Below are 17,570 nucleotides of genomic sequence, written 5' to 3' on the forward strand. Positions count from 1 at the left end.
CTGAGGAAGAAGGGTTCGTCCACTACTTCCCGGACGCTGTCGGATTCACAGGCAGGAACGAGGGCAAGGTCCTATCTGTTCTTCGGCACGCGAAGAGCGGGGGAACGCCGAGAATCGCGGAGCACAGCGACGAGGCCTTCGCGCCGATACTGCAGGGGGACCCACACCATGTGGTCCTCTGCGCGGGAGGCGTCGCCGCCCTCAAGCGCCTAGCGGACGCCGACCGGCGGGGCGAACCTCCTCCTACAGTCATCGTTCTGCGCCCCGATAGTCCCGTAATCGGGCTCGATCGCCTCGGCCCGAGCCTGAAGTCTGCCATCGCACAAGCGGCTCGGGTGGACAGCTACGGATTCACGCCCGACAGCAACTACCGTTGGCTCCTAGCCAAGATAAGGGGCGAGAGCGACCCAACACCTACGAACGTCGACAACGTGGCCGAACACGACCCTTCATCTACATACGATCCAACGAAGCAGCCTCGATAAGAGAGGGCGAGGTCCGGCGTTGGTAACTGATTAGGTCGCCCGCGATACTCTGAACCCTGGCGCCACCTCACCACGCCAGGGGATTCCGCCTATGCCGCCGCAGACGGCAACCCGCTCGACCGGCACGATTGGGTCTGCCGGCCACCAAATGCCGCGCCGACTGCCGCAGCAGCGGGACGGCACGCGCAGCCCTGCCCGGTCATACGAAGATCGGGAGGAGGAGGTCAGGCTGGGGAGGAAGGTTCTGAAGGCCGCCGGCGTCCAGCAGCCGGAGGTTCATGCTCGGCGCCTCGTCGATCTCCGCGAAATGGACGAGGCCGATTACGCGCCTGCGTCTGTGGCGTGGCAAGGTTCTGCGGCTGGTGCACGGGAGCAACTCGCGCTGCTACGCGAGCGCCTCAGCGAGATCCGGACCCTCCGCGCGGAACTAGCTCAGCGGACCTCGATCCAGATACCCCGCGTTGGCGATGCCGACACCCTATGGGCCCGCCAGGTGCGGCGGGATCAGCCGGAGCAATTCCGCATCCTCGACCGTCACGCGGCTGAGGCACGGCAGAACCTGGCGGAAGCTAAGCGCAACGGTGCCGGTGAGCAGACGATCGCCGGGCTGCAGATAGCCGTCGACGTGACCGCCCACCAGGTCCGCCGCGCCGAGCTAGCGAGCCGCCGCGGCGAGCGGTGGGAGATATTCCAGCAAGTGCAGAAGCTGGCGCCGCAGATGCTGAGCGACCTGCAGCGCCGTGAGCAAACGCTGCTGGCCGAGCACGAGGCCTCCCTGTCCGCGGCGATCACAGCGAGCCATGATCCCATGCATGCGGCGGCGCCGGAGCGGCACGCCAGGCCTGAGCCTGAGCCCGCACATGCGCCGCCGCAGATGCACATCTGATCAGCCGTCAGCCGATCGGCGACCAGCCCGCGTCGTAGATCGTGATCGAATTGTCGATGCCCGCATCCTGGAACTGCTTGTTCCAAGATGTCTGCACGCCGATACCGAGGGCAAGGTTCTCGCCCCCATGCGCGTAATCCAGAGGCACGTGATCGGTGGTGCTCCACATCTGGTGGCCGTCCACAAATCCGGACAGCTGCCCTTGCTTCCACAGCAGCGAATACGTGTGCTTCTGGGTCGCGTCGAACCCATCCATTCCGTAGGAACTGAACGCGTTGATGCCGTCCGCTGTGCCGTTCTCGGCCTTCCAGTGGATCGTGGAGTACGCCTTGCCCTCCGGGGTGAACTCCAGCATGTCGAGTTCGGGGCCGGGCCACTTGTCGGTGCCAGGCCAGACATCCGCGTAAACGCCGATGCGCCCCGCCGTGCTGAGCGTCCAGCTGAACAAGCCGTAGCCATTGCCGGAATCGGGGCTGCCCACAGGGGGCACCATCATCCCGCTGTCTCCATCACTGGCGGTTCGATGGATCGTCACCTGGCCCAGGACACTAAAGTCCACACCTTCGCCCCAGACCCGGGACAACCGCCCCGGCCCGTGATCGAAGGTCTCCACCCAACCTTTCGAGGGGTCCACGTTGGTGTCGACGCTGCCGCCGGTGGGAATGTCCGGCAGGTTCGGGATGTAAAAAGTGACGCCGGGCGAGAGCTTCGGCGGCAGGTTGTCGGGCAACCAGCTGAAATCCCAGCCCGCCGCGTGGAGCTCGAGCGGGCTGCCCGTGCCAAATCCCTGGCCGGTGTCATTGGCCAGGTAACTGAAGTCGGCGCTCTGCCAGTCGAAATCCATCGACGCTAAGGGCGGCAACGCCGCCACGGTGGCAACCATGCTTTCTTGTCCTCGGGGGAACTGCCCCGCGAGGAAGGTCGGGCCAACCGGCGCGAACGGCGCGCGCCCATTCGCGCCGGTCGCCAGCACATTGGGCGTATGAGAAATACGGAGAGCCCGATGCGCCGCCTCGCCCTGCTCTGCTCTGTTGCCCTACTCGCCCCCGGCATCGCGCTAGCGCAGCAGTTCTGCTCCATCGACGGCCAGGGGCAGCCCGCCGCCGCGCCGCCGGCGGTCACTCCGGCTCAGGTTGTGCCGGCGAGCGCCGCCGACCGCAATGTCTACCCGGTGATCGGGGCGGATGAGATTGCCCGCAGCCCTGCGCTCGCCCGCATCGCCAAGAACGGTGCGACGCTCCTCGACCTCGGCACCGACGACGGGATCAGGACGGTCTTCGCGTATCTCGGCGAGAACATGGAGGTATTCCATGTCAGCCGCTCCGGGCGCTTCGCGGTGCGCAGCGGCCGGCTAATGGACATGGCCGAGCCCGATCCCGCCAAACGCGATCTGACAATCCGCCGCGCCAGTATCATCCCCGGCGTCATTCCGAGCGTCGACATGCGTAACCAAGGCCGGCCCCAGGAATCTGTACAGGCGGCGCCCCAGGCCCAGGACGGCAATGCTGTTCTGGAGAAGCTGGAAAAGGCAGACTTCGGCGTCGCCGGCCGGTCGGACGCGCCGCGCCTATACGCCTTCATCGATCCGCTGTGCTCGTTCTCGGTCCGCCTGATCGAGGCCCTGCGTCCCCACATCGCAGCTGGTCGGATCCAAGTCGCCATGGTGCCGCTCGCCCTGATCGACCACGAGACTAACGGTCGCAGCACGCCGGCAGCGCAGACGCTGCTCAGCCAACCCTCCGAGGCTATGGATCCTTCATGGCGGGGCATGGTGGATGCGGTTCGGGCCAAGCGGCCGGATAGCTTTGCTCCTACCGACGATGGGCGGGCCAGACTGGCGCGGAATATGGCGCTCGCCGCTTCTCTGCAGGTGCAGGCCACGCCGACACTCGTTTGGCGGCAAGCGGACGGCACCCCGCGGGCGCAAATGGGCGGTCAGGATCTCGATCAGGTCATCGCCTCCCTGACGGGGGCGCAGCGGTGAGCGCCGACGAGAAGCCCCGCCGTAGCGCTCTCCGCTGGATCGGCCGCAAAAGCCTCAGGGTGGCGACCGCCTACCCGCGCGGTGCGTGGGAGGCCACCAATCCCGAGGCGATCCGGCTGGAGGCGCAGAACATCCAGCGGCTTTGGACGGTCGTGCGTTCGCCCAGGTCTCCGGGGGTGACAATCGTCACTGGCCCTGATGGCAGTATCGATGTCCCGCTGACCGCTGAGCTTGGGGGGGTTACGGCCGCTCAGGTTGAGGTGTTGCTGGCGATGCGTCTGCGCCGAACCGCGACCACATTCTGGGCGTGCGTCAGTGTGGCGACGGCGGGCTTCCTTTCCTGGGTCGCGGCGGCGATCGCGTCGCCGCCGGAGTTCGCCGGCGTGTGGTCTGGGGTGACGACCTTGATCCTGACACTGGCGCTAGGGGCCAAGGCGCTTGAGGCTGCGCTCCACAACTGGCAGGTCCGGACCCGGCGCCTTGGCGGGGTTGGTGAGTTTTTCCGCACCGCGGATACCGTCCTGCCCAGCCGCCGTGGAGCCATCCGGCTCCGCTAGAAGGCTGCAGCGTGGCCCGTCACCTGCGGACCACATCCGCAAATCCGGGCCGGCGGCCGCAGCGGGAGCAGCGGAGCCGGCCGATCACCTCGTAGAGACGCATGCTCGGCGACAGCCGATGGCGGCGCTCAATCTCGACCAAGCGGATCTCAGCGTGGTGCCCACAGCGGCACCGCGCTCGCAGCACCCCGTCGTGACGCCTGTACCATAACGGATCTATGGGCTTCGGTGAGCCGTCCAGGTGCTTTGACACAGAACAAAACTAGAACATCATCGCCGAATTGCGGTAGAAGGGCGGCATGCCTAAACAGCCGATTCCGCTATCCGAGCCGCCAGCCTTGTACCGGCACCCGTCGTGAGTACCGAGCTGGACCGATTGGCGATCGAGGCTGAGGCCGATCGGCTGGCTGCGGTCTATGAACAGGTCCGGCTACTGGCGCAGGCCCAGCGCATCGGCTTTGTCCAGGCTGGCCGCGATGCGGTAGCCAAAGGACTGATCGCGGCGTCAGACTGGGTTTTGGTCCGCGAGGCCCTGGGCTGACAGGCGCCCAAGGCAACGCAGCTAATGTTCGCTATCGGCGCTAGCGCGAGCTAGAAAACGCCGGGCGGCAGAGTGGAGCTGGCCGCCGGCAGATCCCCAGAACCAGGCCTTACGATCGTCCCCCTGCGGTCATAGATTGGAGGGCGCCACCGGACATTGGCGCTGCCATAAGCCATGTAGGGGTCGTAGTAGGGGTTCGCCACATAGGGCGTGGGCGGCGGGTTGTAATCGGCGCCGCTCCGCAGATTGCCCCGGCGCTCACATCCGCATAGCGCGAGAGCCACACCCAATCCAACCAAGGCCAGCCGCATTTCATCCTCCTGAGCTAACAGGAGGAATCCTGCGGTGAAGCTGCGCGAATGGGATCAGAAGTTTCCCCGCGGGCTTCCTCGAAGCACTTGATCTCCTCGAGTTCTCCCTCTGCGGCGCTAGCGCGACCGACCCAGTATTCCTTCCGGGCCTCCGCCTCCAAGGCGCGCGCTCTCCAAGACAGCGCCGAGGCATGGTTACCCTCGGCGACCTCCTTGTTCTTGAGTGCGATCGCACGGACCCGGGCGATCTCGGCCCGGAGGTTCTGGATTTCCGTTTCTGGGTCCACAGCACCAGTGAGGGCGTCTACCATGTTCTGAGCGACGCGCTCGTGCTGCTGCTGGATCTTCACGCTCGCACGGCCCAGCATGTAGCCAATGAGCGTTGACATGGTGGGTGGCCTCCTCTCGCTCCCTGGCTAGGTTTTACCAGGAGGCACAACGTCGGTCGCGACCGAAAGTGTACCGTCCATGCGCGGGTTTTGGTCCTGGGCCTGACCCTCCCCGCCTTCCGGTCCAGCGATAGCCTGCTGTTGGCCAAACTTGCGGGCAGCATTGCTGATGCTGCCCACCGAGGCGTCGATGCCCTGGAGAGCGCCCACCATGCCAGCCCCGGCCACCTGCTGGGCGAAAGCATCCATGTCGACACGGTTGGCAGGACGCATGTTGGCCCAAGACAAGACGTGGTGCGGGACGAGGCTGATCATCCGGAAGGCGTAGGTCGAGGCCGCAATGTGGAGAGCCGCAAAAATACACATCATGACGGCCACGCCGATGAAGTTTGTCACGATCCAGCCGTTCATCAGTCCGAAGCCGGCCACGATCATGAACAACCGGGAGATCAGCCAAGCCAGGGCGGCGTAGACCACGTAGCCAAGGAACAGGCCGATCAGCATCAGGACCGGCCGGAAAAAGATGTTGGCCAGCGTGATGTAGCCAGATGAGCCGTTACCGTGCAGCGCGGCATCTCGGAACGTCAGGTGCGCGAGCATCCACAGGCTCACCGATACCCATGCTTCAAGCACCAGGACGAGCCAGCCGGCGATGCCGGCAAGCCACAGCCCGAAAGGCAGCATCGGCAAGACAAAGGCGAGAATCATCCCAGGGATCAGCAGGCTCATCAGCCCGGCAAAAATAGGGGCCCCGAGATAGCTGATCACCATGTGGCCGACAGCAGCGCCTGCCACGCCGCTGAAATTCAGGGTCAGGGCACTGACCGCCATCGTCGCAGCCGTGCCAGTCCCGGAGGCGAGAATGGCCGCCAGGCCAAGCGCCGCCAAACTCACCATCATGAGCTTGTGGCCGGTCTGCACTTGGTCGGCGAATGGATCCTGCCACAGCGATTTGGCCGGGCTGGCCGCGTCCGTGAACAGTCGCAAGACGCGCTCGCTCAGGTGCAGCGACCGCAGCACTTTCTCGAGGACGGAAGCTCCATCCTCATCAGGGGAGGTGCCACTGAACAGGTCGGCATAGCCGCCAGGGGTGTCGGTGCCATCGGTAGTCTGCGCGACCGTTTTGATGGTCTCTTTCCATTGCGTAACGGCAGCGACAAGCGGGACGAGATCGCGGCTGATATTGGTTCCCAGGCCTTCAAAGCTCGGAGGCGTCACGGTCGGGGTGTTGGCCAGCACGGATAGCGTCGCACCGTTGAGGCGGGCGAATTCCATCGAGTAGGCGCCGGCGCCCGACCAGTTGTTGGCCCAGAGGCGGTCCACCTGATTCTGGCTGCGATAGGTGCCACGCCGGAGATCGTCCGCCGTCACTGCGGCCCGGAGCTGTTGGGTGACGTTCGTCGCCGCCTCGGTCAGCTGCCGGGTGTAGCTTTCGGTCGCGCGGACATAGGCGTCCATCATCGGAGCAAGGGCGGCGGCTTGCCGCGTTCTCCAGAGATTATCCGCAACCTGCCGTGCTACCGGCCGGATGTGCTGCTGCACCACGTTCTCGACGATCTGCCGCTGTGTCCCGGTCATGTCCATGGAGACCCCCATCAGGGTCGTGGAGGCCGTCCCCGCCGGGGAGCGCACCGTCACGGTGCCGCAGAAGGGCGCCCCCGTGGCGTTGCCCGGCGCGAGGGCATAGGCCCACGTCACCGCGCCTGCCTCACCTGGCCGGCCGGTGGTGATCGGCTGCGGGAGAGGCATCATCCTCTCGTTGTTGGTCGCGGCCACAACCAGGGCGCGGCAGAGCTCATTCTGCAGGAGCGCGGAGACGATCAAGCGGGTTCCAGGGATCATCGGCGTGGCGATGGGCACCGCATCAGGGCCGAGGGCTTTGACAGTGTCCGTATAGACCAGGCGGGCAGCCCCGATGCTGCTCATGGCGACCTGGTAGATGACCATTTGCCCGAAAGATACGCCTGTGGTTGGCGAGGGGAACATGAACGCCAGGGCGATCGGCATCCGCACCGCCGCCATCCAGTGCCAGTGCTCGTGGAGCGCCGTGCCGCGCGATGCCGTTCGGATGAGATTGACCAGCGCCCCGTAGATCGTCCAGACCCCGGCGATCATGAAAACGAGGCCTGAGAGCCAACCCACCATCAGCCCGATGACGGTCCGCTGGTTGGCCATCTCGGTCCCCCCTTGGACCATCGACGGCAGGACACTACGCAGGACCGTCGCGGCCCAATCATCTCCGGGATCGCTGAGCGCACCCCAGGTCAGGTCAGAAAAAGTTGCCGCCGCGGCCAGATTTGGCGCGGCGGCGAGAGCAACGAACAGGAACGCTAGAGGAATACGGCGCATGACGGCCTCGCCAGTTGTCCTGGCGAGGGTGCTACGCGCCGGCGCGAATGGGCCTACGGCGAAGGGCTCGGCGAGGGAGAGGCAGTCGCCCGGTTCGCCGAAACTGCTCCGTTGGCCAAGCTGCGGACCTTGTCCACGGCGGCCATGAATACCTCTGCGGCCTTCGTGGCGAGCTCCTGCAGCGCGGACTTCCCCCCTTCCCGGCCGGGAATGCGGGCGGCGTCCTCGCCGAGAGAGGCGTCGATCCGCTCGAAAGCCGCCGCCTTGGCCGGGTCGATGCCGCGCCGCCCGAACTCCTGCATCTGCGCCTGCCGCGCCTCGGCATAGCGGCCAATCGCCTTGACCGCCTGGTCGTAGGAACGGGCAAAGGCGGGCGTGCGGAGCGCCTCGTCAAACTCGGTCCGCAGGTCGGCGTGCTTGCCGCCCTGGCGCATCTCCTTGATGACGCTGTTCAGGCCGCCTCCTGCCTCGCGGGCCGCCGCAGTCTGGACCCGCTCCAACAGGTGCCGGCCCAGACCGGAGACGAAGCTCTCCACCGCGGTCATCGCAGCCCGCCCGGCGCTCTCCGCGTCAGCGACCACGCGCGCCGCCCGGCGGTCGGCGATGCTCTCCTCCATGCGCTCCAACCGCTCAGCCAAGCCGGAGGTAATCCGCTCCCAAGGCGGGTGCCCGTCCGAAGGTGCCGGCTTCGCGCGGGACAGAAGGTGGTTGGCCAAAGACTTGCGAGCACCGCCAGTCTGGGAGGCTGCCTCCTGCGTCGGAGGCTTGACGGCCCCAGCCTTTGTTCCGCCGTCCTGCTTGCCCTCGGCGTCCGTCCTGACCTCGGCCTGCACCCCGGGACCAGGCGAGGCCGCGACGGTGCTGCTGCCTTCGACCGCAGGAGCGGCCTTGGTCGCGGGCGGGGGCGTGGCCGGGGTGGCCGACACCGGCGCCGCAGTCGGCTTTTCCGATGCCACGGCACCGCTCAGCACCCGGATCTGGGTGTCGAGCGTCTGCAGCTGATCGGCGACTTCGGGAGTATCCTGATCGCGTGCCTTGGCGATCTTGCACACGACGCGGCGCACCTGGCGGACCAGGTCGACCGACGACATGGCCGCCGTTTCGCGCAGCAAGGCCTGCGCCCGAGGGTTCCCGAGGCCAGGATAGCTGACCATCCGTTCCTCCATCTCGCGCCTCAGGTCCTCAGGCAGGGCGAGCTTGGTCCCGGTCGTGCGCTCGTAGTCCATGATGGCCCAGGCAATCCGGGTGCGAAGACCCTCGTGCCGGAGAGCATCGGGCGAGGATAGCGAGGCGTCGAGCGAGGTGAGCGTCTTTGCCAGATCCGGCGCCTGCTGCTGCAGTTTGCCCGCCTGCGCAGCCATCTGGGCGACCATCCCACGCAACGGATCGGCAGGGGCGGCCGAACTCGGGCTCGCACTCACCGGGGAGGCTGCGCCAGCCTCGGCCTTGGGCGCTGCCGGTTCTGCCTTCGCCGCCGCTTGCTTCGCCTTGATGGCCGCTGCCGTCGCTGCCGGATCCAGGGAGCCATCTGCGCGCATGATCCAGCCGCGGGTCGGGCCGGCATCCAGCGTCAGCTTGACCTGATTGTCCGTCAGGCCCTGCACGAAGCCCTGGGCGGCCGTGACGGCGGCACGCGGGTCCATGCCGAGCGTCACGATCCCTTCCAGGGCCGTTGCCTCGACCAGCACCCGACGTGGATCGCCCGGGGTCGCCGCACTTTCCGCGACGGGTGCAAGTGTCGTGTCGCCGTCCATGCTCTGCTCCTGCTTCGCCGCGCGTGCGGCCGTGATCGCGCCGTCGATCTGCCGGCGAACAGCCGCCGAACCGGATGACTGCTCGAAATCGTTCCAATCCGTGCCGGGGTCGGGCGCGGTGAAAGGCGGCAGAGCCGGCACGGCGCCGATCTCCACTCGCATGCGCTCTGCCGTCAGCGCCCCGACATTCGCCTTAGGGGGATCAAGGCGTTCCTTGTGGTGGTCATTGTCCCCGGCCGTGACCATCACCTGCCCAGGATTCTGCTCCCGCCACTCCCGCATCACTCCGCGCAGGTTGCCGGCGGAGAAACACACGACCACGGGCAGTCCCGTGCTGCGCTGCAGGCTCTTGCCCGTAGCAACGCCCTCGCAGAACAGGACCGGTTGATCCGGGGCAACCTCCCCCAGGATCAGCCTCCCGCCCCGCATGCGGCCCCCGAACAGCCCCCGCTTGCTGCCGTCCGGCCAAATGCGCTGCAAGGTCTGCAGCGCACCGCCAGCATCGCGGACCGGCACCAACAGGGTGCCCTTCTGAGTGACCCGCAGGCCTTCGGGGTCGATCCCCTTTTTGGTGATGTAGGGGTGATCCGCCGGGGCGGGGCGGTCCGCGTGGTTGTCCCACAGCTGCTGTGCGGTGGCGGCAACCCGCACATAACCAGCCTCGATCCGCCGCTGCTCGGCCGCATCGATTTCGGCGCGTTCCCGCTCCTTCGCCTGTAGTTGCTCGGCGATGGCCTTGCGTTCGTCGTTGGACATGGGCCGGGCATAATCCGGCTGCGGCATGCCGAGGTAGCCGCGGGCGTAATCCAGAGCAGCGACGAAGCTAAGGCCCTGGTGCTCGCGGATCAGCTTGAGCATGTCGCCGTGATTGCCGCTGCCGTAGTCATGCCAGCGCCCAATCATGCGGCCGGCCACGGTGACGCGGAGCTTGCCGGTGTCGCCAAAGCGAAGATCGTTGCCCGCTCGACGGCCCGTCGTGCCGATCAGGCGACATGCGAGGTCACCGGCGCTCCGCCGGAGACCTTCCTGGATTTGCTCCAATTCCTCGCGCTGCCGGAGCGCGCGGTCGGCTGCCGCGTCAGACTTGCCGCGACCGCGATAGGGGGTGCCGTCCGGCATGGCTCTACCTCACCTGGGGGGTGGGGAGGGTGCTCAGGCGCTTGAAAGCGTCCTGAGGTCGCCCGGTGTCGCTCTCCACGCGGGCCGCCAGCAAGGCGGCGTTGGTATTGGCGACATCCTCTTGGACCCGGAGCGATTCCATCTGCAGATGCAAGCCAAGCGCCTGCATGGAGGCGATCTCGCGCAGCACTGAGGCCGGCGGCATGCGCCAGATGGCTGCATTCCAGGCCCGCCCGGACATGCGCCGGTTGACCTCGAGCTCGGCGGCCTGCAGCCAACTACCGCGCTCAGTCACGACTAGGCCCTGAGCCTGCTGCTGCGCCCGCTGCGCCGGGGTTAGTGTCACGGTCTCAGCGCGGCGTGCGATGTATCGGGTGTGCACGTCCTGGGCGAGACTCATATTCGCCAGGTAGCGGTCCCGCCACAGCTTGATGTCCTGGCTCTGTGCGGCCCTCAGTTCGTCGCCCCGCAGCGCACGGAGCGGTACCGGCTGCAGCGCCATGATGGAGAAATCGATCGCGGCGTTGATGTTCTCAGGGCGCGGGCCGTAGCTGAGGCCACCCGTCATGCTTGCTGAACGGATGTCCCCATTCGGCCTGTCCGTGAGCTGGCAAACGCCTTCCGCGGCCTCCAACTCGCTGCAGTAGCGGTTGCGATGCAGCCGGGCGCGGTCGGCGGCCGCATGGCCCTCGCCGTGCCAGGCGGGGGTTTCCGGACCAGCCTCGCGCCGGCGATTGGCGACGGCGGCGAGAGAGGTGGCGACGATCCAACTCTGGCCGGCGCCGACCGTGATGGCCTGGCCGTTGTCGAGAGATTCACAGGCCGCGGGCGTTGCAATGTGCTCGTCCCGGATCTGGGCGCTGCGGACATTCCGCTGGAAGCGCGCCATTGCCGTGTTGCTGCCGTCAGCGATCTGCTGCTGAGCGGCAATCTGGCCTTTCAAGTAGTTGGCCGTCTGGGTGAACCCGGCGACCGTGTTGCGGATCAGCTCGACAATGGCCGCGGTGTCAAAGACCTCAGCCCGGGCCGGCGCCAGGGGCGTCAGTGTGACCGAGGCGAGGGCGGTTGCCGCCAGGAGTGCCTTGCGCATCTGCCGCCCCCTCACTGCTGCAGGCCGAGAGGACGGACGACGGGGTAGCCAACCGGCACGGCCGGCGCACCGTTGATATAGAAGCCGTTGGCAGCACCGCTCGACAGCGAGGCGCTACCGAGCGCCGGCCCGCCGCCGCCGAATGAAAGGCGAGGGCAGAAACTCCCGCCCATGAGCCCGCCAAATCCCATGTTCCAGCCGCTGACGGTCAGGCCGCACTGGACCGATCCGATGGCCTGGTTCCAGGCGGATCGGGCCGCGGCACACACCTGCTGCAGCGCCCGCGACGCCACGGCGGTCAGCATGGTTTGCGGGTCGAAGTTCGACATCATCACGTTCAGACCGCTGCCGTTGAAGAAATTGTCCAAGCAGGTCAGGGACATGACGCTCTCAGGAGCGGGGATCGCCTGGTCGTCGGCTTCGATCCGCGCAGAGATGCCGGCGGCGGCTGCCTGGGAGATCTCGGCGCAGCCTTGGCTTCCTCCCGTGCCGCTCTGGGCGAGCGCAGTACCGGCCAGTAGTGTCGTCGCCAGGGCCGTGGCGTAGAGCGCGCGCCTCATGCCCCGCCTCCCGTCATGCCCTCGGGCTGACAGGCCGCCAGCAGCATCTGCAGGCGCTCCGGGGCGTAGATGCGAGCCAATAGGGCTCGCCGTTGCAGCGCCTGCAGCTCGGCGCGGATGAAGTCGCCATCCGGTCCGGCACCCATGGTCAGCGCCAGCACGGCGTTGCGCTCGGGAAGGCCTCGCTCGCCAAACCAATCGAGCAGGCGCAGCCGCCGGGCCATGCCCGACTGCGCCAGGGCGGCGCGTAGATTGACTGCGGTGGCGGGGTGGCGAAGCCGAACAGACAGACGCTCCGCGTCGGTTGCCAGGGCTTGCTCGAGCAGTTCGCCAAGCCTCAGCATAGTCCGCAGGACGGCCGGATCGGCGTCGACTGGGCCGAGCAGGTGGAGCGTAGCGACGTCGGGGTCGCGTTCCCGCAGCCAGTCGGCAACCGCGTTGGGGGACAGATCGGGCATTCGCACCTCCATGGTCCCTCCAGGGTGGTGGTGACCGGCGCGAATACCCTCAGATCAGATCAGCGGGTAATGCTGACCTGGTTCGTGGTGCGGCTGACCTTGAAGCCAAGCGGCTTGATGGCGTCGGCCAGCACCAAGTTCCACGAGCGCCCACCGCGCCAGTCGACCGGCAACTCTCGGTCGACGCCATCGCCGAAAACCAGCGAGACGCCCTCTGGGACGATCTGCCGAGCCGCGACATGCAGTGGCACGGCCTCACCGAAGCCTTGGACCGCCGGCAGGCTCGGCGGCCTCCGACGCGGCGGGACGGCAATCCTGATCGGTCCAGGGTCCGCCCCGATTGCCTGGGCGCCTGTCGACGCAGATGGGGCCAGGAGGAACTCGGCATGTGCTGGGGCCGTAGCGGCGATGCCGAGGACGGCGGCGAGGCAAATGGACAGCTTCATCAAGGGATCTCCCGCATAATCCGCGGAAGATCATGCGAGTCGGCGCGAATGGAGATGGTCGGGCCGATTCAGTCGACTTCAAAGCCGGCAAAAGGCTGCGGACCTTCATCACACGTAGCCCGTTCATGGGATGTTCCCGGAAAATACGTGCTCAAGGCATTTGGCGGGAGTGTCAGTTCGCGCGGCGCCTTGAGAGACTGCGCCATTATGATTTACCTCGATCCCATTCTGGCGGCTGAGCCAGCCGAGCAGCAGAAGGCCCCCAACGGGATGGGCGATGATGACGCCAGAATTTTCGGGGCAAAGGTGAAGGAGCTTCGAGAAGCTGCCGGCCTCACCCAGGTTGCTTTGGCCAAAAAAGCCGGTGTGCAACAAGGTCAGCTATCCGAAATCGAGATCGGCAAGCGGATTCCCCGTCTCGATACGATCAAGAAGCTGGCCCGGGCGCTTGGCGTACCTCCTCACGAATTGATTACCGACTGAGCTGAATATCTACGATTCGGCATATTGCGCCAACGCCGTGGCCCACATATCTGCGATCGTAGTTATCTATGATCGTATATATGATGGCAGGGCAAGGCATGAGCAGTCCGCATCCGGGGAGAAATCATCGGGCACCCAACGTCGGTGTCTCTACCAACCAGCCATTACGTGACCGCATTCTCGCCGGCCTAATCGATCAGGGTCACGGCCGCGAGGCCTGCGCCGCTTATCTGGGCCTAAACGACGAGCAGCTGATGAGCCGCATCGTCCATCTGGACCTGCCCACCCCAGCCGACCGTCCGATGCGTGTCGGTCATGGGGCCCACGCTTGGGACGTCACCGCGATCCGTCAGCTGATCGACCTCTGGATCCGTGACCTAACCACGTCCCGCATCGCCGCGCACCTCAGCCGCTCACCTTCTGGCGTCCGTAGCAAGGCACGCTGGCTTGGCCTCTACAAGCGCGCGCGGAACGGACTGCTCGACCTGCTACCGCTGTTCCCTGGCATCGACATCGAGCCGAGGCGCCACCAGCTCGTCTGGACAGACGATCTCGAGCGCTGGCTCGCCGACCGGTGGTTTTCCTTCCAGCACCACAAGGCAATCGCCCGCGACCTGAGCGACAAGCTCGGATTTGAGGTGTCGCCTACGGCCATCGCCAGCAAGGCTCACCGGCTCGAGCTGCCCAAACGCGATTCGGACTTCCTGCTGCAGGACTACAGGCAGGAATACCGCGCGCGGCATGCCCGTCTCCTGCCCCGCATGATCGAGCGCCGCTGCAAAATTCGTGGCCGGCTGTTCTGGAGCACCGGCGCAACCTTTACCTCCGACGAGGCAAAGGCGCAGTCCAGCTATCGCACGCTGTGCGCCGGCATCTCTGACCACGCCATGACAGCCGTCCACTGAAGGCGGCGCCATTCGTGTCGTAGCCAGAGAGAATTGCGTCATGGAAAACCGACAGGCTGTCGTTCGCCGCCAAATTACGAGCCCCAAGCTCACTGCCTGGCTGCGCAGCAAGGCACTGACCGCCCTCATTGTGCTCATCGCTGGCTCGCTGATTCTGTTGTGGAGCACGGGCGCGACCTTCACCGCCGAGGAGGCGAGCGTGCAGTCCAGCCATCGCACTCCAAGCACCGACTTTGCTGCTCGGATTGAGGCGGCCATCCGCTGATCAGCGGCGCCATTCGCGCCATACCCAGAGAGAATTGCGGCATGGAAAACCGACAGGCTGCCGTTCGCCGCCAAATTGCGAACCCCGAATTCACCGCCCTGTTGCTCAACAAAGCCCTGACCGGCCTTGTGGTGCTTGGCGCCGGCGCTCTCATGCTTGGGGGCGCGGTGATCTACCGCGAGATCCGACCTCCGGTGCGCGAGTATTTCGCCACGAACGGCATGCAGCAACCGGTACCGCTGCGCCCTCTCTCGGATCCCGTCGTCACGCGGGAGGGGCTGTTGGCCTGGGCGCGCGACTGCGCCGTCATGGCCTACGACATCGACTACGTGCACTGGCCAGAGCAGGCCAGGCGAGCCCAGGCGTGTTTTGGCGATACGGCATGGCGCGGCTTCGGTGCGTCGTTCCGGCGCAACCTCGACACCATCAAGGAAAAGAGCCTCACGGCGCGGCCTGTGCCGCTCGGCCCGCCGGAGATCGCCCGGGAAGCGGTGATCGGGGACCGGTACACCTGGCGCGTCCAGATGCCGCTCCGGGTGGTGTTCGAGAACACCAATGGCCGGGTGCCCGACGATCTCCTGCTCGACATGACGATCACCCGCACGGACGAGCCCGAGCATCTGCGGGGCGTCGCCTTCGCCGTCTTCGTCGCCAAGCCCCTGATGAGACTGCCGGGAGTCCGATAATGCGCTCCGTAGCTCTCACTATGATTGCCGTCCTCGGCCTGCCCATCGCCGGCCAAGCCCAGGCGACCGATCCGGGGCAAGCCGATCCCGCCTACGCGGCGGCGCTGCGCAGCGCAATTCCGTTCACCCCGGATCAGGTCACTGACCTCATGAACCGCTTCAACTCCGACCAACGAGCTCGCGCCGGCGTTGGAAGCCCGGCAACCCTGGTCAGTGCCCTGAACCGGCGCGTCAACATGAGTTTTGCCCCGGGCGGCGTAACGCCGATCGTCCAAGCCGCCGTGGGCTACCCGGCAACACTGTCCTTTTTCGACCGCTCCGGCCGCCCGTGGCCTGTCGCTGGCGACAGCAATGGCAATCCGTCGACCGACACCGACCCGAGCGGCTTTACGGTGCGTCGGCCGATCGCCAACGGGAACACGGTCCAGGTGACCGTACGCGGGACATTCCCGCGCGGTGGTCTGGTCGTCTACCTCGAGGGTGCTCCGGCCCCCCTGACATTCCAGATCGTCACGGGGACCGGTGCCTACGACGCCCGGGCCGCGGTCCACGTCTCGTCTTATCGGCCTGGTGCCGAGCCGACAGAGGTTGATAGCGCGATCCCGGTCGATAGCGGCGACGCGGGGATGGAGGCCATGCTGCAGGGCATCACCCCGGCCGGCGCCCGCGCCCTGGCGATTTCTGGGGCATCGCCCGATGAGGTCCGCGCCTGGCGCTCGGGCGGCGATCTCTTCGTGCGCTCTCCCTATCCGATCCTCGCACCGGAGCCGACCGGACAGATGTCCGCCGAGGGCGGGATCCGGATCTACCGCCTACCGATCAACACCGCGACCGGGGATATGGCGATCTCCATGGCGACCGGCGCGCGCAACAGCATCGTGCGTGTGAGGACGAACTAGCCATGGCACTTCCAGCAATCCCCCAATTGATGCCGCGCGCCGGAACTGCCCGCATGGCGGCAATCGGTGCTACGGCTCTGACCGCTGTCGCCCTCGTGGGCTACCTGGTCCTGCGGCCGGGCACGACCACGTCGAACTTTGACCCCTCGGCTGCCGCCGGCACGCCAGCGACCATCCGTGGCGGCTTGGCTGGCCCCAATCGGACCGAGGAACAGGAACGTCTCCGCCAACTCGCTTCCTCGCGAGAGGGGAATGCCGCCCAAAACCAAGGGCAGAGCTACACGCCGAACATGGGCGGATTTGCCACGCGGGAGCCGGGTGACGTGGGGCCTCAGGCCGGCACCGATACTGTCCGGCTGGTAGAGGTTGCCCCTCCAGCCGCGCCCGTTGCAGCTGCACCGGCCGCTGCAGCCGCGGCGCCGCGAGTGGCGACAGAGGCCGAGATCAAGTCCAAGCTCGACGCTGTCAATGCCCTGTTCGCGTCCTGGCGGGGCAAGGATAGCGCCCAGAACATCTATGAGGACAGCAACGGTGCCACGCGCCCCGGTCAGGCGCGCATGGCTGGCAGCATCACGCCAGCCGGGAGTCTGATGCAGACGGCATCCCCGCCCCCGCGTGCCGTGGCGCAGCGCCCTAAAAGAGTGCTGATGGAGGCCGGTACAGGCGTTTACGCAGTGATCGTCACGGGCGGGAACACCGACCAGGGATCGCCAACGATCATCGCTCAGGCGCTCTCTGGCCCGATTGCCGGCCGCCGCCTGTTGGGGTCCTTCACGCGTCAGGGCAGCGGCAATCAGCCCGGCGCCCTGCTTGGCCTTCGTTTCAAAACCATCACAATCGACGGCAAGCCTGTGGCGGTCGACGCCTTCGCGGTCGCCCCGGACACGATGGATTCCGCCGTGGCGAGCCGCGTGAATCCGCACACTGTCGAGCGCTTGGTATTGCCCGCCGCCGCTGCGTTCGTGCAGGGCCTCGGTCAGGCGCTGCTGTCGTCTGGCTCCACCGTCGCCGCCGGCCCCTACGGCGGGTTTTCGGCATTCCGGCAGTTCAGCCCCGAACAGATTCTTGGCATCGGTGCAGGCGCCGCCGGTGCTTCGGCTGGCCAGATGCTGCGCGAGCAGGCCCCCCGCGAGCGAACGATCTACATCGATGCCGGCGCTGAGATCGGCCTGATGTTCCGTACCTCGCTCGAGGTCGAACAATAGCCCGCAGCATTCGCGCCGCGGGCCCCGACAGTTGTCTCACAACCAGTGAGGTCCCACCGCCATGGACATGCATGCAAGCAACCTGCGGCTGCCTGGGGAGGGCGTAGCCGATCAGCCGCCCTCGCCGGTAACCGCTACCCCGACGGCGCCCCCGGAGGCCTCGGCTGATCCCAGCCTTTGGCAGGCGCTGCCCAGCGC

The 17,570-nt window shown here is 66.6% G+C and carries 18 protein-coding genes; 10 read left to right on the forward strand and 8 right to left on the reverse strand.

Features of this window, described 5'->3' with window-relative positions; genetic code table 11:
* Window positions 1-576 precede the first annotated feature (576 nt).
* Complete coding sequence (locus tag E2C06_RS12190; protein ID WP_133288875.1) at window positions 577-1,371, forward strand: hypothetical protein; 795 nt, start codon at window positions 577-579, stop codon at window positions 1,369-1,371.
* Window positions 1,372-1,378: 7 nt separating this feature from the next.
* Here the strand turns inward: E2C06_RS12190 and E2C06_RS12195 are convergent, their stop codons facing one another.
* Complete coding sequence (locus E2C06_RS12195) at window positions 1,379-2,254, reverse strand: family 16 glycosylhydrolase (protein WP_133288876.1); 876 nt, start codon at window positions 2,252-2,254, stop codon at window positions 1,379-1,381.
* Between the two features lie 120 nt (window positions 2,255-2,374).
* Between E2C06_RS12195 and E2C06_RS12200 the strand changes: the two genes are divergently transcribed.
* The 3 genes from E2C06_RS12200 to E2C06_RS12210 all read left to right on the forward strand — a co-directional run bounded on the left by E2C06_RS12200 (window position 2,375) and on the right by E2C06_RS12210 (window position 4,453).
* Window positions 2,375-3,355, forward strand: a complete 981-nt coding sequence (locus E2C06_RS12200) for a thioredoxin domain-containing protein (RefSeq protein ID WP_133288877.1) — start codon at window positions 2,375-2,377, stop codon at window positions 3,353-3,355.
* Window positions 3,352-3,912, forward strand: coding sequence for a hypothetical protein (locus tag E2C06_RS12205; RefSeq protein WP_133288878.1), 561 nt, complete (start codon window positions 3,352-3,354; stop codon window positions 3,910-3,912). The genes E2C06_RS12200 and E2C06_RS12205 overlap by 4 nt, the downstream gene beginning before the upstream one ends.
* 355 nt (window positions 3,913-4,267) lie before the next feature.
* A complete protein-coding gene (locus tag E2C06_RS12210) occupies window positions 4,268-4,453 on the forward strand; it encodes a hypothetical protein (protein WP_133288879.1) in 186 nt (61 codons plus the stop codon).
* 325 nt (window positions 4,454-4,778) lie between these two features.
* Here the strand turns inward: E2C06_RS12210 and E2C06_RS12215 are convergent, their stop codons facing one another.
* Genes E2C06_RS12215 through E2C06_RS39310 form a run of 7 tightly spaced genes read right to left on the reverse strand, consistent with a single transcriptional unit; the run spans window position 4,779 to window position 12,932 of the window.
* Complete coding sequence (locus tag E2C06_RS12215; protein WP_133288880.1) at window positions 4,779-5,153, reverse strand: hypothetical protein; 375 nt, start codon at window positions 5,151-5,153, stop codon at window positions 4,779-4,781.
* A gap of 27 nt (window positions 5,154-5,180) precedes the next feature.
* Window positions 5,181-7,502, reverse strand: coding sequence for a DotA/TraY family protein (locus E2C06_RS12220; protein WP_133288881.1), 2,322 nt, complete (start codon window positions 7,500-7,502; stop codon window positions 5,181-5,183).
* Window positions 7,503-7,555: 53 nt separating this feature from the next.
* Window positions 7,556-10,375, reverse strand: coding sequence for a toprim domain-containing protein (locus E2C06_RS12225; RefSeq protein WP_133288882.1), 2,820 nt, complete (start codon window positions 10,373-10,375; stop codon window positions 7,556-7,558).
* Window positions 10,376-10,379: 4 nt separating this feature from the next.
* Window positions 10,380-11,465, reverse strand: a complete 1,086-nt coding sequence (locus E2C06_RS12230) for a hypothetical protein (RefSeq protein WP_133288883.1) — start codon at window positions 11,463-11,465, stop codon at window positions 10,380-10,382.
* Between the two features lie 11 nt (window positions 11,466-11,476).
* Window positions 11,477-12,025 (reverse strand): hypothetical protein, encoded by a 549-nt coding sequence (locus E2C06_RS12235; protein WP_133288884.1) that lies wholly within the window; start codon window positions 12,023-12,025, stop codon window positions 11,477-11,479.
* The gene (locus tag E2C06_RS12240) at window positions 12,022-12,483 is read right to left on the reverse strand and encodes a hypothetical protein (protein ID WP_133288885.1); all 462 of its coding nucleotides are present in this window, start codon (window positions 12,481-12,483) and stop codon (window positions 12,022-12,024) included. The genes E2C06_RS12235 and E2C06_RS12240 overlap by 4 nt, the downstream gene beginning before the upstream one ends.
* Window positions 12,484-12,542: 59 nt before the next feature.
* A complete protein-coding gene (locus E2C06_RS39310) occupies window positions 12,543-12,932 on the reverse strand; it encodes a hypothetical protein (RefSeq protein ID WP_241671237.1) in 390 nt (129 codons plus the stop codon).
* Window positions 12,933-13,076: 144 nt separating this feature from the next.
* On the opposite strand from E2C06_RS39310, the gene E2C06_RS38705 reads away from it, so the two are divergent.
* The 6 genes from E2C06_RS38705 (at window position 13,077) to E2C06_RS12275 (ending at window position 17,372) form a co-directional block, all read left to right on the forward strand.
* Window positions 13,077-13,412: a helix-turn-helix domain-containing protein gene (locus E2C06_RS38705; RefSeq protein WP_206664519.1), complete on the forward strand. Its 336-nt coding sequence runs from the start codon at window positions 13,077-13,079 to the stop codon at window positions 13,410-13,412.
* Between the two features lie 98 nt (window positions 13,413-13,510).
* A complete protein-coding gene (locus E2C06_RS12255; protein WP_133288886.1) occupies window positions 13,511-14,317 on the forward strand; it encodes a hypothetical protein in 807 nt (268 codons plus the stop codon).
* A 40-nt stretch (window positions 14,318-14,357) separates the two neighbouring features.
* Window positions 14,358-14,582: a hypothetical protein gene (locus tag E2C06_RS12260; protein ID WP_133288887.1), complete on the forward strand. Its 225-nt coding sequence runs from the start codon at window positions 14,358-14,360 to the stop codon at window positions 14,580-14,582.
* A gap of 41 nt (window positions 14,583-14,623) precedes the next feature.
* Window positions 14,624-15,268 carry a DotI/IcmL/TraM family protein gene (locus E2C06_RS12265; protein ID WP_133288888.1) on the forward strand — a complete coding sequence of 215 codons (645 nt, stop codon included), beginning with the start codon at window positions 14,624-14,626 and terminating at the stop codon, window positions 15,266-15,268.
* Between the two features lie 20 nt (window positions 15,269-15,288).
* Window positions 15,289-16,167 (forward strand): DotH/IcmK family type IV secretion protein, encoded by an 879-nt coding sequence (locus tag E2C06_RS12270; protein WP_165982349.1) that lies wholly within the window; start codon window positions 15,289-15,291, stop codon window positions 16,165-16,167.
* 53 nt (window positions 16,168-16,220) lie between these two features.
* The gene (locus E2C06_RS12275; RefSeq protein ID WP_165982350.1) at window positions 16,221-17,372 is read left to right on the forward strand and encodes a DotG/IcmE/VirB10 family protein; all 1,152 of its coding nucleotides are present in this window, start codon (window positions 16,221-16,223) and stop codon (window positions 17,370-17,372) included.
* Window positions 17,373-17,570 lie beyond the last annotated feature (198 nt).

The organism is Dankookia rubra (assembly GCF_004355005.1).
In the GTDB taxonomy this organism is placed as follows: domain Bacteria; phylum Pseudomonadota; class Alphaproteobacteria; order Acetobacterales; family Acetobacteraceae; genus Paracraurococcus; species Paracraurococcus ruber_A.

Bases quoted from the DNA above. Each gene is read 5' to 3' on its own strand.
- E2C06_RS12190 (WP_133288875.1), top strand. From the start codon at position 577: ATGCCGCCGCAGACGGCAACCCGCTCGACCGGCACGATTGGGTCTGCC.
- E2C06_RS12195 (WP_133288876.1), bottom strand. From the start codon at position 2,254: ATGGTTGCCACCGTGGCGGCGTTGCCGCCCTTAGCGTCGATGGATTTC.
- E2C06_RS12200 (WP_133288877.1), top strand. From the start codon at position 2,375: ATGCGCCGCCTCGCCCTGCTCTGCTCTGTTGCCCTACTCGCCCCCGGC.
- E2C06_RS12215 (WP_133288880.1), bottom strand. From the start codon at position 5,153: ATGTCAACGCTCATTGGCTACATGCTGGGCCGTGCGAGCGTGAAGATC.
- E2C06_RS12220 (WP_133288881.1), bottom strand. From the start codon at position 7,502: ATGCGCCGTATTCCTCTAGCGTTCCTGTTCGTTGCTCTCGCCGCCGCG.
- E2C06_RS12225 (WP_133288882.1), bottom strand. From the start codon at position 10,375: ATGCCGGACGGCACCCCCTATCGCGGTCGCGGCAAGTCTGACGCGGCA.
- E2C06_RS12230 (WP_133288883.1), bottom strand. From the start codon at position 11,465: ATGCGCAAGGCACTCCTGGCGGCAACCGCCCTCGCCTCGGTCACACTG.
- E2C06_RS12235 (WP_133288884.1), bottom strand. From the start codon at position 12,025: ATGAGGCGCGCGCTCTACGCCACGGCCCTGGCGACGACACTACTGGCC.
- E2C06_RS12240 (WP_133288885.1), bottom strand. From the start codon at position 12,483: ATGCCCGATCTGTCCCCCAACGCGGTTGCCGACTGGCTGCGGGAACGC.
- E2C06_RS12255 (WP_133288886.1), top strand. From the start codon at position 13,511: ATGAGCAGTCCGCATCCGGGGAGAAATCATCGGGCACCCAACGTCGGT.
- E2C06_RS12260 (WP_133288887.1), top strand. From the start codon at position 14,358: ATGGAAAACCGACAGGCTGTCGTTCGCCGCCAAATTACGAGCCCCAAG.
- E2C06_RS12265 (WP_133288888.1), top strand. From the start codon at position 14,624: ATGGAAAACCGACAGGCTGCCGTTCGCCGCCAAATTGCGAACCCCGAA.
- E2C06_RS12270 (WP_165982349.1), top strand. From the start codon at position 15,289: ATGATTGCCGTCCTCGGCCTGCCCATCGCCGGCCAAGCCCAGGCGACC.
- E2C06_RS12275 (WP_165982350.1), top strand. From the start codon at position 16,221: ATGGCGGCAATCGGTGCTACGGCTCTGACCGCTGTCGCCCTCGTGGGC.